Origin of the sequence: Flavicella marina (assembly GCF_009193215.1) — a bacterium.
Lineage (GTDB): Bacteria > Bacteroidota > Bacteroidia > Flavobacteriales > Flavobacteriaceae > Flavicella > Flavicella marina.
This window is the reverse complement of the sequence record NZ_VYVA01000004.1, coordinates 266,754-280,134: the sequence shown is the minus strand read 5'-3', so window position 1 is coordinate 280,134 and position 13,381 is coordinate 266,754. Positions and strand designations below refer to the sequence as shown.

At 34.1% G+C, this 13,381-nt stretch carries 14 protein-coding genes; 9 read left to right on the top strand and 5 right to left on the bottom strand.

Annotation, left to right across the window (positions count from 1 at the left end):
• Window positions 1–18: 18 nt before the first annotated feature.
• From F6P99_RS10335 to folE, 6 genes are all read left to right on the top strand, one after another.
• Window positions 19–912: a YihY/virulence factor BrkB family protein gene (locus tag F6P99_RS10335; protein ID WP_152287402.1), complete on the top strand. Its 894-nt coding sequence runs from the start codon at window positions 19–21 to the stop codon at window positions 910–912.
• Window positions 913–1,382: 470 nt separating this feature from the next.
• Window positions 1,383–2,483 (top strand): Re/Si-specific NAD(P)(+) transhydrogenase subunit alpha, encoded by a 1,101-nt coding sequence (locus F6P99_RS10330; protein WP_152287401.1) that lies wholly within the window; start codon window positions 1,383–1,385, stop codon window positions 2,481–2,483.
• A gap of 10 nt (window positions 2,484–2,493) precedes the next feature.
• On the top strand, window positions 2,494–2,802 hold the full coding sequence (locus tag F6P99_RS10325) for an NAD(P) transhydrogenase subunit alpha (protein ID WP_152287400.1): 309 nt from the start codon (window positions 2,494–2,496) through the stop codon (window positions 2,800–2,802).
• 48 nt (window positions 2,803–2,850) lie between these two features.
• Complete coding sequence (locus F6P99_RS10320; protein ID WP_152287399.1) at window positions 2,851–4,245, top strand: NAD(P)(+) transhydrogenase (Re/Si-specific) subunit beta; 1,395 nt, start codon at window positions 2,851–2,853, stop codon at window positions 4,243–4,245.
• A gap of 163 nt (window positions 4,246–4,408) precedes the next feature.
• The gene (gene hisS / locus F6P99_RS10315; protein ID WP_152287398.1) at window positions 4,409–5,785 is read left to right on the top strand and encodes a histidine--tRNA ligase; all 1,377 of its coding nucleotides are present in this window, start codon (window positions 4,409–4,411) and stop codon (window positions 5,783–5,785) included.
• Window positions 5,786–5,807: 22 nt separating this feature from the next.
• Complete coding sequence (gene folE, locus F6P99_RS10310) at window positions 5,808–6,494, top strand: GTP cyclohydrolase I FolE (RefSeq protein WP_152287397.1); 687 nt, start codon at window positions 5,808–5,810, stop codon at window positions 6,492–6,494.
• Window positions 6,495–6,539: 45 nt separating this feature from the next.
• On the opposite strand, the gene F6P99_RS10305 is transcribed toward folE, so the two are convergent.
• Window positions 6,540–7,061, bottom strand: coding sequence for a cyclase family protein (locus tag F6P99_RS10305; RefSeq protein WP_152287396.1), 522 nt, complete (start codon window positions 7,059–7,061; stop codon window positions 6,540–6,542).
• 95 nt (window positions 7,062–7,156) lie between these two features.
• Between F6P99_RS10305 and F6P99_RS10300 the strand changes: the two genes are divergently transcribed.
• From F6P99_RS10300 to F6P99_RS10290, 3 genes are all read left to right on the top strand, one after another.
• Entirely contained in the window at window positions 7,157–8,275 is a 1,119-nt protein-coding gene (locus F6P99_RS10300) for a DEAD/DEAH box helicase (RefSeq protein ID WP_152287395.1), read from the top strand.
• A 64-nt stretch (window positions 8,276–8,339) separates the two neighbouring features.
• Window positions 8,340–9,389: a flavin monoamine oxidase family protein gene (locus F6P99_RS10295; RefSeq protein ID WP_152287394.1), complete on the top strand. Its 1,050-nt coding sequence runs from the start codon at window positions 8,340–8,342 to the stop codon at window positions 9,387–9,389.
• Window positions 9,376–9,642, top strand: a complete 267-nt coding sequence (locus F6P99_RS10290; protein ID WP_193316054.1) for a hypothetical protein — start codon at window positions 9,376–9,378, stop codon at window positions 9,640–9,642. The genes F6P99_RS10295 and F6P99_RS10290 overlap by 14 nt, the downstream gene beginning before the upstream one ends.
• 25 nt (window positions 9,643–9,667) lie before the next feature.
• Here the strand turns inward: F6P99_RS10290 and F6P99_RS10285 are convergent, their stop codons facing one another.
• The 4 genes from F6P99_RS10285 to thrC all read right to left on the bottom strand — a co-directional run bounded on the left by F6P99_RS10285 (window position 9,668) and on the right by thrC (window position 13,359).
• Window positions 9,668–10,126 (bottom strand): GyrI-like domain-containing protein, encoded by a 459-nt coding sequence (locus F6P99_RS10285; RefSeq protein WP_152287392.1) that lies wholly within the window; start codon window positions 10,124–10,126, stop codon window positions 9,668–9,670.
• Between the two features lie 67 nt (window positions 10,127–10,193).
• Complete coding sequence (locus F6P99_RS10280) at window positions 10,194–10,883, bottom strand: helix-turn-helix transcriptional regulator (RefSeq protein ID WP_152287391.1); 690 nt, start codon at window positions 10,881–10,883, stop codon at window positions 10,194–10,196.
• Window positions 10,884–10,893: 10 nt separating this feature from the next.
• On the bottom strand, window positions 10,894–11,976 hold the full coding sequence (gene gcvT / locus F6P99_RS10275) for a glycine cleavage system aminomethyltransferase GcvT (protein ID WP_152287390.1): 1,083 nt from the start codon (window positions 11,974–11,976) through the stop codon (window positions 10,894–10,896).
• Between the two features lie 84 nt (window positions 11,977–12,060).
• The gene (gene thrC / locus F6P99_RS10270) at window positions 12,061–13,359 is read right to left on the bottom strand and encodes a threonine synthase (protein WP_152287389.1); all 1,299 of its coding nucleotides are present in this window, start codon (window positions 13,357–13,359) and stop codon (window positions 12,061–12,063) included.
• Window positions 13,360–13,381 lie beyond the last annotated feature (22 nt).

Genomic DNA, 13,381 nt, shown 5'->3' with positions numbered 1-13,381 from the left:
CAAGATTCTAAAAAAAATATGCTAGAAAAAATTTTCGATATAGGAAAGAGAATTAAAGTTCCGGGACTTGAAGGAATGTCTTTGTACGATTTGTTGCATATGTATGTCTTGGGAATCATTAGAGGTGGATTGACCTCTAGAGCTGGAGGAATTTCATATAGTTTCTTTATGGCAATTTTTCCTTTCATGCTTTTTATGCTGACACTGATACCTTATATCCCGGTAGATGGTTTTCAAGAGAGTTTCATGGAGATGATCTCTGAAGCCGTACCTCCAAAAACCTATGAAGCTGTTGTGCCTATTTTTAATGATATTGCTACCAATAAATATGGAGGTTTGCTGTCATTCGGTTTTTTAGTGTCGATATTTTTGATGACAAATGGTGTGAATGCAATTTTTGGTGGTTTTGAGTACTCTTATCATGTTACAGAAGTTAGAAGTGCTGTAAGAGCTTATGTTGTTTCATTAGGAACCTCCTTGTTGATGTCTGTGTTGTTAATTCTTACTGTAGTTGTAACGATATCATTTAAATTTGGTTTGGATTTAATGATTCAAAAAGATTGGATTAGCAGTGATTTTTTATGGTTAGAGAATATTAGGTACCTCATATTTCTTTTTATGATTTTTACTACAGTGTCACTGTTGTATTATTTTGGCACGAAAGAAGGAAAACATTCTTCGTTTTTCTCTCCGGGAGCTATTTTAACGACTTTGCTGTATATTTTTACGTTTTACGGATTTGGAATTTATGTTGAAAAATTCGCTAAATACAACGAATTGTATGGCTCTATTGGTACACTTTTGATTATGATGTTGTTCATTTGGTTGAATTCAATAATTCTGTTGCTAGGTTTTGAACTCAATGCGAGTATGACAAAGTTGAAAAAGACAACAAGAGACGTTGATCTTTAGAGAAGGTAATCTCAATTCGATGAATGATACTTCTATCGAATAATCTAATACTAGAATTTTAATTTTTTCATTGAAAAATGACATTTTTTTGTTGAACTAGTTTTTCAAGAATTTTCAAGTTTTGAGAATTTCGGAATATTTGCTAGTTTTCGAAATCGATGTAGTTATGCCAATCGATTGTATTTTGGTTTTTTGATATTTCAATTCTTTTATAAATATTTCTAAGAATCTACCGTTATCTGATGGTTTTTTGAGTTTTTTATATCTAAAATTGATTGTTTTTGAAGTTTCCGTAAAAATCAATCACGCTTATTGCTGTGTTTTCATTTTAGCTAACTTAGCCAACTTAAAATAAATGGATTTTATCCATGTTACTCTCGAAATTACCCAATTTAAAAAATCAGCAAGGTCAATTTCGGAAATCATTGAATTAAACATAAATATTAATTAAAACTAAACTACCAGAAAATATGAAAATAGGCATATTGAAGGAAACACAAAAAGGTGAAAAACGCGTTGCAATCTCTCCAAATATAGCAAAGCAGTTAGTAGCCATAGGATTTGATGTTATCATTGAAGAAAATGCAGGGAAAAGCTCTTCGTATAAAAATTCTGACTATCGTGATGTAGATGTCAAGGTAGAAAAAAGAGGTGTCGTATTTAAAGATGCTGATGTTTTGGTCAAAATCAACCCTTTTGACGAAGAAGATTTAAAACTGGTTGATAAAGGTCAAGTTTTGATCAGTCAATTGTATCACAAATCAAGTCCAGATTTAATCAATGCTATTGCAGAAAAAGGTGCAACTGCATTTTCTTTGGATGCAATTCCAAGAATCTCCAGAGCACAAGATATGGATGTACTAAGTTCTCAAAGCAATCTAGCTGGTTACAAAGCAGTAATTCTTGGAGCTTATGAAATGACAAAAATATTTCCATTAATGATGACGGCTGCTGGTACTATTACTCCTTCAAAGGTTTTAATATATGGAGTAGGAGTAGCAGGTTTGCAAGCCATTGCTACAGCAAAACGTTTAGGAGCTGTTGTTGAAGCAACGGACATACGTACCGAAACAAAAGAACAAGCGGAGTCTTTAGGGGCTAAATTTATTTCAGTCGATAATTCAGGTGAAGAATCTGAAGGAGGGTATGCAAAAGAAGCATCTGAAGATTATGCTAAAAGACAGAAAGTAGCAGTAGATAAATCTTTGTTTCAAGCAGATTTGGTGATTACTACAGCAAATATTCCTGGTAGAAAAGCACCGGTCTTGATCACAGAAGAACAAGTGAATCAAATGAAGAACGGTGCGGTTATCGTTGATTTGGCTGCTGCACAAGGTGGAAACTGTGAAGTAAGTGAAATGAACAAGACTATTGTAAAAAATGGTGTGAAAGTAATCGGTACAACCATTGCCCCGGAAAGTGTTTCAACAAATGCCAGTGAGTTATTCGCGAAAAATATATATAATTTCTTGATCCATTTAACTGAAGAAAACCAATTTAAATGGGATTTAGAAGAAGAAATTACAGACGAAACTCTTATCGTGCAAGACGGAACTATTAGAAAAAAATAAAATTTACATTATGAACGAATTGATAGAATTTATTAGCAATAATTTACAAATTACTTACATATTAATTTTAGCAACTTTTGTTGGAATCGAAGTGATAAAAAGTATACCTGCAGTTTTGCACACACCTTTGATGTCTGGTGCGAATGCATTGAGTGGGGTGGTGATTGTCGGAGCAATTTTGGTGATGTTACATTCAGATCCTGAAGATTATGTTGCGCTTGCATTAGGCTTTGTCGCAGTGGTACTTGGTGTACTAAACGTAGTTGGTGGTTTTGCCGTTACCGATAGAATGTTAGAAATGTTTAAGAAGAAAAAATAAAAGATACAGCTAAGGTTTTAGTAATAAGTATCATAAAAAAATAGAAATATGAGTGTTTTATTAAGTATAATATATTTAATCGCGACGGTTACGTTTATCGTCGGTTTGAAAAAGTTAGGACATCCAGAAACTGCAAAAAGTGGAAATTTAATTGCAGCAATTGGTATGGGATTGGCAATTGTTGGAACAATTTTTATCAATGATATTGAAGTGCCAACAATTATTTATGTGTTGATCGGAGTTGCAATCGCAGTTGGAGCTGTTTTAGGTTGGTTGATTGCCATGAAGGTTGAGATGACAAAAATGCCTGAATTGGTATCGTTGTTCAATGGTTTTGGAGGAGCTAGTGCTGCTTTGATCGGAGTTGTTGAGTTTATTGGAAATGATAACATAGCAGGAACAGAAGCAACGATTGTTTCAACAATATTATCGGCAATTGCAATTGGCGCCATTACGTTTTCTGGAAGTTTGGTCGCTTGGGGAAAATTAAATGGATCATTGAAGAGTGTTGTTAAAATTCCTCAATATAATATCATCAACAACCTAGTGATTATTGGGATTGTTGCATTCTCAGCTTATTTTGTTGTAACCGGTAATGACAATCAAATATTATTGTATGGGTTATTAGCAAGTGGTCTTTTATATGGTGTTTTATTTGTATTGCCAATCGGTGGAGCAGATATGCCAGTTGTGATTTCGTTATTGAACTCTTTGACAGGAATTGCTGCTGCTATTACAGGTATTTTATACGATAACATGGTAATGCTAGTAGGAGGTATCTTAGTGGGTTCTGCAGGTATAATTCTTACAGTTGCTATGTGTAAAGCGATGAATAGAACTTTAGGTTCAGTTATTTTTGGCTCTTTCGGAGCAACAGCTGTAGGAGAAGAAGGAGTGAATAAAACATTGGGTACGATTAAGAAAACAACTTCCAGTGATACTGCGATTATGATGAATTATGCTCAAAACGTAATTATTGTTCCGGGATATGGTTTGGCAGTAGCACAGGCGCAGCATGTTATTCACGAATTAGAAGAGTTATTGACAGGTAAAGGAGTGAATGTGAAGTATGCCATTCACCCAGTAGCAGGTCGTATGCCAGGTCATATGAATGTATTATTGGCAGAATCTAATGTTGAGTATAGTTTGTTGGCAGAGATGGATGATATCAATCCACAATTTAACAATGCAGATGTTGTATTGGTAGTTGGTGCCAATGATGTGGTGAATCCAGCGGCTCATAATGATCCGTCGAGTCCGATTTATGGAATGCCTATTTTAGATGTAGAAAACGCAAAACATATTGTAGTAAATAAACGTAGTATGAAAGCTGGATATGCTGGAATTGAAAACGAATTATTTTACAATTCTAAAACATCTATGTTGTTCGGTGATGCTAAAGATGCTTTGACAGATTTAGTCGCTGAGTTGAAAGGAATGTAATAGAAAAATACAAAACTTTTTAGATCCCGATAAGTCTTTTGTTTTATCGGGTTTTTCTTTTGAAATAATATAGAGTTTAGAAAGATAAACTCTCAAAATTTTCATGTGTTATTTGGTGTATTACATCTGATTTTTTCGGATATTTGCAGCTTATTTTTTTAAGATGGCACAAAAACCAAGTATTCCAAAAGGAACTAGAGATTTTTCTCCTGTTGAAGTTGCAAAACGCGACTATATTTTTAGTACCATAAAACAAGTATTTCAGACATTCGGTTTTCAACCAATTGAAACTCCTTCATTTGAAAATTCATCAACACTGATGGGGAAATATGGTGAAGAAGGAGACCGTCTGATATTTAAAATTTTAAATTCTGGTGATTATTTAAAAAAAGCAGATGCTACTTTGTTAGCAGAAAAGCAAAGCACTAAAGTTACGACTCAGATTTCTGAAAAAGCCTTGCGTTACGATTTAACAGTGCCTTTTGCAAGGTATGTTGTGCAGCACCAAAACGATTTAGAATTGCCTTTTAAAAGATTTCAAATTCAGCCTGTATGGAGAGCCGATCGTCCTCAAAAAGGTCGTTTTAGAGAATTTTATCAATGTGATGCAGATGTAGTTGGGAGTAAGTCGTTATGGCAAGAAGTTGAGTTTATTCAATTGTATGACACCGTTTTTAGTAAGTTAGGTCTTGCAGGAACGACTATCAAAATGAATAATAGAAAGATTTTGGCAGGTATCGCTGAAATTATTGGAGCAAAAGACAAGTTAATTGATTTTACAGTTGCCTTAGATAAGCTAGATAAAATTGGAGCAGAAGGTGTCACAAACGAGATGATTTCAAAAGGGATTTCTGAAGCAGCTATTGAAAAAGTAGCTCCTTTGTTTTCTTTTGATGGTTCAAGTTCAGAGAAGCTAGAACAATTGCAAGAAATGCTAGCAGGATCTGAAGAAGGTTTGCAAGGTGTGCAAGAATTGCGTTTCATTGTAGAGAAAATAGATACTTTAGGGTTGTCATCTGCCAAATTAGATGTTGATGTAACGTTGGCAAGAGGACTAAATTATTACACAGGTGCCATTTTTGAAGTAGCGGCTCCAGAAGGTGTAAAAATGGGTTCGATCGGAGGAGGTGGTCGTTACGACGATCTAACGGGTATTTTTGGTTTGAAAAACATGAGTGGTGTCGGTATTTCATTTGGATTGGATCGAATTTATTTGGTTTTAGAAGAATTGAATTTGTTCGATAAGTTCGAACAACCTAGACCTGAAGTGGTGTTTATCAATTTTGGTGATGAGGAAGCTTTATATGCGACCAAAGCAATAAAAGAATTACGTGCAAAAGGAATAAAATCAGAATTGTATCCTGACGCAGCGAAAATGAAAAAACAAATGAACTATGCCAATAAAAGAGGTATTCCATATGTGATTTTGGTAGGTTCAAAAGAAATAGAAGCAAATACATATACAGTAAAGAATATGCAAAGCGGAGAACAACATGAATGTAGTTTACAAGAATTACTTGAAGTGGTGATTAATTCGTAAATTTGCAAAATAATTAAGAACAATGTTTGAAGGTAAAAACGGAATGAGTATCGATAATATTGATGAGATAGGAGAAAATCATATTGCAACATCTGCGCAAACACCATTGCGTGAAGATGCATTTGAACTATCTGATTCAGAAAAAATCTCAATAATTCAAGATAAAGTAAAAGACATCTTAATTACTTTAGGTATGGATTTGACAGATGATAGCTTACAAGGAACTCCAAAGAGAGTAGCTAAAGCTTTTGTAAATGAGTTGTTTGCAGGGTTAAATCCAGCAAATAAACCAGAGTTGTCAACTTTTGAAAATACCTATAAGTATGGAGAAATGTTGGTTGAAAAAAATATAGTTGTTTATTCAACATGTGAGCACCATTTATTGCCTATTATCGGTAGGGCTCATGTAGCTTATATTTCAAAAGGTAAAGTAATTGGTTTGTCTAAGATGAATCGTATCGTTGAGCATTTTGCGAAAAGACCTCAAGTGCAAGAGCGTTTGACAATGCAAGTTGTGCAAGCGTTGCAAGAAGCTTTAGGTACAGATGATGTTGCTTGTGTAATTGATGCGAAACATTTATGCGTTAATTCAAGAGGAATTCAAGATATCGAAAGTAGTACGGTAACAGCAGAGTATGGTGGTGCATTCAAAAAGAAAGAAGTACGAAGAGAATTGTTAGATTATATCAAGTTAGAAACAAACGTATAATCATATTTTTAAAATAATAAAAAGCCGCAATTATTGCGGCTTTTTTTATGTGTTAATAATAGCATAGGCACGAACAGGACTTCCATCTCCGTTTTTAATATGTAATGGGACTCCTGAAAAGTAAAAAGTTTTGGGTAGTTGTTCTAGGTTGTAAAGATTCTCATAGACTAAAAAATCGTTTTGAAGCAACAAACGTTCAATGTTTTCGTCAATAGTTATACTTGTTCCAATATATTTTGGCCGTCTCTGAATGAGTTTAGCTAATATAGTTTGTGTGATTTTTTCTTGGAATAGTACACCTTTTTCATGTGAAATATCCGATAGTTTTTCAAACAAGATACAATCACCCTGGAATTCGTCTACCTGGTAGTCACTAATGGTTTTTCCATTTTTAAAACAATGACTAGGTGTATTTACATGTGTTCCATCATGCGTGTTTATGTGCAGTCGATGCATGTTCCAATTATCTTTTTCAAGAGTAAAAACAGGTTCGATAAAGCATTCTGGATCTCCAGGGTAAACAGGCATTCCTGAATAAATAGGCAAACTTAAATCAATTATTTTCATAGCTGTATATATAGTCAAGCCTCAGATTATTTTTTTATGAATTCTATCATAAACCTTTAATTAAAACTATCTTTGCAGTCTAAAAATATATTATTTTGACTACATTTTCAAGTTTAGGAGTTGCTAAAGATTTTCAGAAGGCATTAAAAGAGAACACTATTATTACTCCTACCGATATCCAAATAAAAGCGATACCATTACTGCTAAAACAAAAAACTGATTTTATCGGATTGGCACAAACAGGTACAGGAAAAACAGCAGCATTTGGCTTGCCGATTTTGCAAAATATTGATCCAACAAAAAACGAAATTCAAGCATTGATTTTGTCACCTACAAGAGAGTTGGTACAACAAATAAATAAGCAATTATTTCGATTTACGAAATATGCAACTACAAAGATATTTTCTGAAGAGTTGTATGGAGGTGTAAAAATAGATGTTCAAATAGAACGTTTGAAAAGACCAACACATTTCATTGTTGCTACTCCAGGTAGGTTGGTAGATTTGATAGAACGTGGAGCTTTAGATTTGACAAAAATTAACACCATTGTATTGGATGAAGCTGATGAAATGTTAAGTATGGGATTCAAGCAAGATTTGAATCGTATATTAAACTATACCAATGGTACTAGAAATACATGGTTGTTTTCTGCAACGATGCCAGAGGGTATTCAGAGAATTATAAACACCTATATGTCTCCGAATGCGCATAGAGTGAGTGTAGATGTAGATACCTTAGTTAACAAGAATATTACACACCAATATGCCGTTGTTAATGGTAAAGAAAAATATGACAACCTTGTATCGTTTTTAGAGCAAAATCCAAACGGTAGAGGGATTATTTTTTGCAAGACGAAAGCAGGAGTACAAAATCTGACAGAATATTTAAAAGAGGATGAATTTTCTGTAGGTGGGTTAGAAGGTGATATGGGACAGCGTGATCGTGATAAAGTGATGAGAGCGTTTAAAAATGAAAGTCGACAAATTTTGGTTGCTACAGATGTTGCAGCTCGAGGAATAGATGTAAAAGATTTGGCATTTGTAATTCATTACCAACTACCTGAACAATTAGAGTATTATACTCATAGAAGTGGAAGAACGGCTAGAGCGGGAAAAAAAGGAATTTCATTGGCTTTGGTTACAGCAACGGAATTAGGTAGATTAAGAGAAATTGAAAGAGATTTAGATATTAGAGCACAACAAGTTAGTTTCTAAGTTTAAATACGACTATAAAAAAGCCTGTTTATCCAATAAACGGGCTTTTTGTATCTTAGATAAAATGGTGAAAAAATACAAATACATTATAGTTGGTGCTGGTTTGTCAGGATTGGTAACAGCTTATAAATTACTTCAAAACGGTGAAGAAGATTTTATTGTTTTAGAGTCAAGATCGAGGGTTGGAGGAAGAATTTTCACCAACAATCATATCGATTTAGGAGCAACATGGTTACAAAACTCTCACACCGAATTGCTTCAGTTACTTCAAGAGTTAAATGTACATACGTTTGAACAGTATTCTAAAGGGAAAAGTGTTTTGGTGTACAGTTCGATGTCACCTGCCCATTATTTTGAAATGGATACCTCTCAGCCTTCGTCAAAACGAATAGTAGGAGGGACGAAAGCGTTGCTTGATGGTTTGTATAACAAAGTCAAGGAAAAAATAGTGCTCAATGAAGAAGTAGTAGCTATGCATGATCAAGGTGATTCCGTTCTTTTGGAAACCAAAAACCTGAAACTAAAGGGGGAAAAAGTAGTATGTACGCTTCCGCCATTGTTGGCTTCAGAGGTTACATATGTACCTAATCTTCCGGATCGTTTGATTGAAGTTATGAAAGGTACACACACATGGATGAGTAATGCGATAAAGGTTGGGATTCAATTCAAAACTCCATTTTGGAGAGAAAAAGGTTTGTCAGGTACAATTATTGGGCAAGCAAGTCCGTTAGTTGAACTATATGATCATACGAACTTTGCATCAGATATATTTGTACTAAAAGGCTTTGTAAATGAAAGTTTGAGAGAATTGTCACCAGAGTTGAGGAAAATAAAAATAATTAATTTCTTAGAGAAATATTTTGGGAAAGAGATTCGTAATTATATTAGATACCAAGAAAAAGATTGGTCGCAAGATATGTTTACCTCTGTAGCGCAATTGAAATCTTATTATTTAAGTCCTCAATATGGCAATCCAATTTTTCAGAAATTATTTTTCGAATCAAAACTATTGTTTTCAGGTACTGAAACCTCTGATTTTTTTGGAGGATATTTAGAGGGAGCAGTAAGAAGTGGTATCAATGCATTTAAGATTCTTTCAAATGAAATTTCATAAAACGAATAAATTGATAATCGGAATTATTTGTGATATAATCGGAATGGGATCGTATCTAATTCCTGGAGCGGGCGAGTTTTTTGATGTTGTTTGGGCTCCATTATCATTGTATATCATGGTGAAAATGTACAAAGGTACAGATGGAAAAGTGGCTGGTGTCATTTCTTTTATTGAAGAAGCTTTACCAATAGATTTTGTTCCAACTTTTACTTTGATGTGGCTATATACATATAAAATAAAAAAATCTGCGTAGTTTCGAGACTACGCAGATTTAAATATTATTCGACTGCAATATAAATGTCGGCTTCTCCATTTTTTGGGTTCATCGCCTTTTCACCGTATACTTCAATATCTGTGGTATAAGTTCTTTTCAAGTCCTTACTCCAAATCTCTTTCCAGGCATTGATTACCGCGTCTTTGGTTAGATCACCTTTCGCCGTGAATTTTTGATACTTTGTTTTAGGAACAATCTTGACTGTATAGGCTTCAGGTATTTGATCTAAGCTATCTACTTCATAACCCAACAAAACGGTGTATGCACCTGTGTGATCAGATTCATAATCTGTATACAAAGCATACATCGTATCGTTTGTTTTGTTTGGAATCGATTTAATAGATTGATTTTCCATAAACTCATGCCATAACTTTGGTATGTCATTTTCTGCATTTCCTGGGGCGTTAGATGTTCTTGTGCTGATACCTACAATCGTAAGTGTTTCTTTCGTGAGTGAATTCATTTGTTAGATTTTTATATTTGAATTCAAAAATAAAGGAGTGTAATGACAGAGGTGTGTCAGGGGTAGTTTATGAATAATGATTTTTATAGAATTCTTCTAAAGTCATGTTGTGTGATTCAAAATATTCCTGAGTCTGTGAAATTTTTTGAATACAGTCGATACGAAACATTCTAAATTCATTCCGCAATCTGCAAAAAGCAATAAGGAGCCAGTTTTCTTGAGTGCTATATAAGGCAAAAGGTTCTATTTTTCTGTTAGAAGAAATTCCTTTTAGAGAAGTGTAGGCAATATCAAGAAGTTCAAAATTTGTGATTGCAGTTTGAAGTAACATAAGATAGTTACTCGTTTTTCTGTGTTGCTCGTTGGCATTAAAATACACTCTATTTGAAAGTAATTCTGACTTCTCTTTTTGGCTAGTTCTAAGTGTGGATTTTATTTTTAAAATGGCTTCACTGTAATGCTTCGATAAGGAGGCATCTTTGTTTTTTAGAATCAGTTGTTCTGCAGTAATTAGTGCATTGGCTTCTTCTTCAGAAAACATGACTGGAGGAAGTTTGTAACCTTCCATCAAAGCGTATCCTTTACCTTCTTCTGTGAAAATAGGAATCCCAGATTTTTCAAGTGTTCTAATATCTCTATAAATGGTTCGAACACTTACCTGGTACTTTTGAGCCAAACTTGTGGCAGTAGTAATTTTACGAGATTGTAATTGCGTAATTATGGAAGTCAGACGCGCTAATCTTGGTTTTTCTTCCATAAAAAAAGTTTTATCCTTTGTAGAAAGGCAATTTAACAATCGTAGCTTTCAGTTGTTTTTTACGTACTTGAATATAAATTTCACTATCCACGGTAGAAAATTCAGTCGAAACATAACCCATACCAATACCTTTTTTTACGGATGGCCCCATGGTTCCAGAAGTCACAATTCCGATTGGGTTTCCTTCTTGATCAACGATTTCATAATCTTTTCTAGGAACTCCTTTGTCTACTAATTCAAAACCAACTAGTTTTTTAGAAACACCATTTGCTTTTTGAATTTTTAAATTCTCTGAATTAATGAATGAGTTGTTAAACTTAGTAATCCATCCTAATCCTGCTTCAATAGGAGATGTGTTATCGTTGATATCGTTACCATACAAACAATAGCCCATTTCTAGACGCAATGTATCTCTTGCGGCTAAACCAATAGGTTTGATGTTGAACTCGGCTCCAGCTTCAAAAACTTTGTTCCAAATCTGTTCAACCTCTGAATTTTTACAATAAATTTCAAATCCACCAGAACCTGTATATCCGGTAGCTGAAATAATCACATGCTCGATTCCTGCAAAGTCACCGACTTTAAATTTATAAAAAGGAATACTCTTCAAATCTACTGAAGTCAAACTTTGCATTGCTTCTACAGATTTAGGACCTTGGATGGCGAGTAAAGAATAATCGTCAGAAAGATTTCTTAATGTAGCTCCTTCTGTATTGTGTTTGTTGATCCAATCCCAGTCTTTGTCAATGTTTGAGGCATTGACAACCAATAAGTAGGTTTCTTCTTTTATCTTGTAAACCAATAAATCATCTACAATCCCACCAATATCATTTGGTAGACAGCTGTATTGTGCATCGCCAATTTGTAATTTTGAAGCATCGTTTGATGTTATTTTCTGAATCAAACTGAGAGCAGCAGGTCCGTCTACCAAAAATTCTCCCATATGAGAAACGTCAAATACACCCACACCGTTTCTTACAGTTGCGTGTTCAATAGTTACACCTTCATATTGAATAGGCATGTTGTACCCAGCAAAAGGAAGTATTTTTGCTCCTAGAGCTTCGTGAACATTGTGTAGTTGAATGTTTTTCATGTTTTTTAATATCAAAGTAAATTACAAAATAGCCAAACAAAAATTCGTATGAAATATTATTTGACTTAATGTTTGATTTGTAAACTAGGCTTTTAAGAAAGATTTTAGTTCTTCGTATTCAGAAATTTCAGTAGCCTCTTTTTCAAGATTTATCACAGCTTGAATTTGAGTAGGAATTTCTATATTTTCAGCAACACCCGGATATAAGACATCTAAGAATTTTACAGGATGTGCAGTTTCTAAGAAAATCCCTTGGGTATCGGTATTCGTTTTTAAATAATTTTTTAAAGCTAAATATCCAATAGCACCATGAGGCTCAGCTACATAATTACAACTTTTCAATAAATGACCCATTGCAGCAGTTGTTTCTTCGTCTGTATAACTATAACCCGATAGATTTGCTCTTAATGCTTCAAGATTATTGTTATGAATTTCTTCTATTCTGATAAAGTTACTCGGTGCCCCGACATCCATGGCATTAGAAATTGTTTGAATAGATGGTTTTGGTTCGTATGTACCAGTTGCCAAATAATCAGGTACAACTTTGTTTACATTCGTTCCGGTGATGAAATGTTCTATCGGTAATCCTAATTTTTGAGCCATCATTCCTGCACAAATGTTACCAAAATTTCCACTAGGTACAGAGAATACTAATTTTTTCGATTTGTCTTTTAATTGCTTGTAAGCGAAGAAAAAGTAAAACATTTGCGGTAACCAACGTGCAATGTTTATTGAATTTGCAGAGGTAAGTTTCATGTAATCCGTAAGATCACTATCTAAAAATGCTTTTTTAACCATTGCTTGACAATCGTCAAAAGTTCCGTTTACTTCTAAAGCTTTGATGTTTTGTCCGAGCGTAGTCAGTTGTTTTTCTTGAATATCAGAGACTTTTCCACTTGGATATAAAATAACAACATCAACTCCATCAACACCTAAAAATCCGCTTGCAACGGCACCACCTGTGTCACCAGAAGTAGCTACCAAAACGGTTACATCTTCAGGCGTTTTAGATTGACTATTGAAATAGCCTAAACAACGAGCCATAAAACGTGCACCAACATCTTTAAATGCCATTGTAGGGCCATGATATAGCTCTAAAGAAGAGATGTTTTCATCAACAGGAACTACTGGAAAGTCGAAACATAATGTTTCTTCAATAATTCTTTTTAATTCTTTTTCAGGAATTTCATCACCAACGAATTGTTTGATTGCTTCGAAGGCAATTTCGTTGTTGCTGTAGTTTTCAATATTATCAATAAACTCTTTTGATAGCGGAGTGATGCTTTCTGGAAAATAAAGCCCTTTGTCAGGAGCGAGTCCTTTAACGACAGCGTTTTCAAATGTTGTATTAGCGGCTTTTTTGTTCAAACTAAAATAGTTCATAGTATGTATATTTCTTTCTCCT

Bases quoted from the DNA above. Each gene is read 5' to 3' on its own strand.
- F6P99_RS10335 (WP_152287402.1), top strand. From the start codon at position 19: ATGCTAGAAAAAATTTTCGATATAGGAAAGAGAATTAAAGTTCCGGGA.
- F6P99_RS10330 (WP_152287401.1), top strand. From the start codon at position 1,383: ATGAAAATAGGCATATTGAAGGAAACACAAAAAGGTGAAAAACGCGTT.
- F6P99_RS10325 (WP_152287400.1), top strand. From the start codon at position 2,494: ATGAACGAATTGATAGAATTTATTAGCAATAATTTACAAATTACTTAC.
- F6P99_RS10320 (WP_152287399.1), top strand. From the start codon at position 2,851: ATGAGTGTTTTATTAAGTATAATATATTTAATCGCGACGGTTACGTTT.
- hisS (WP_152287398.1), top strand. From the start codon at position 4,409: ATGGCACAAAAACCAAGTATTCCAAAAGGAACTAGAGATTTTTCTCCT.
- folE (WP_152287397.1), top strand. From the start codon at position 5,808: ATGTTTGAAGGTAAAAACGGAATGAGTATCGATAATATTGATGAGATA.
- F6P99_RS10305 (WP_152287396.1), bottom strand. From the start codon at position 7,061: ATGAAAATAATTGATTTAAGTTTGCCTATTTATTCAGGAATGCCTGTT.
- F6P99_RS10295 (WP_152287394.1), top strand. From the start codon at position 8,340: ATGGTGAAAAAATACAAATACATTATAGTTGGTGCTGGTTTGTCAGGA.
- F6P99_RS10290 (WP_193316054.1), top strand. From the start codon at position 9,376: ATGAAATTTCATAAAACGAATAAATTGATAATCGGAATTATTTGTGAT.
- F6P99_RS10285 (WP_152287392.1), bottom strand. From the start codon at position 10,126: ATGAATTCACTCACGAAAGAAACACTTACGATTGTAGGTATCAGCACA.
- F6P99_RS10280 (WP_152287391.1), bottom strand. From the start codon at position 10,883: ATGGAAGAAAAACCAAGATTAGCGCGTCTGACTTCCATAATTACGCAA.
- gcvT (WP_152287390.1), bottom strand. From the start codon at position 11,976: ATGAAAAACATTCAACTACACAATGTTCACGAAGCTCTAGGAGCAAAA.
- thrC (WP_152287389.1), bottom strand. From the start codon at position 13,359: ATGAACTATTTTAGTTTGAACAAAAAAGCCGCTAATACAACATTTGAA.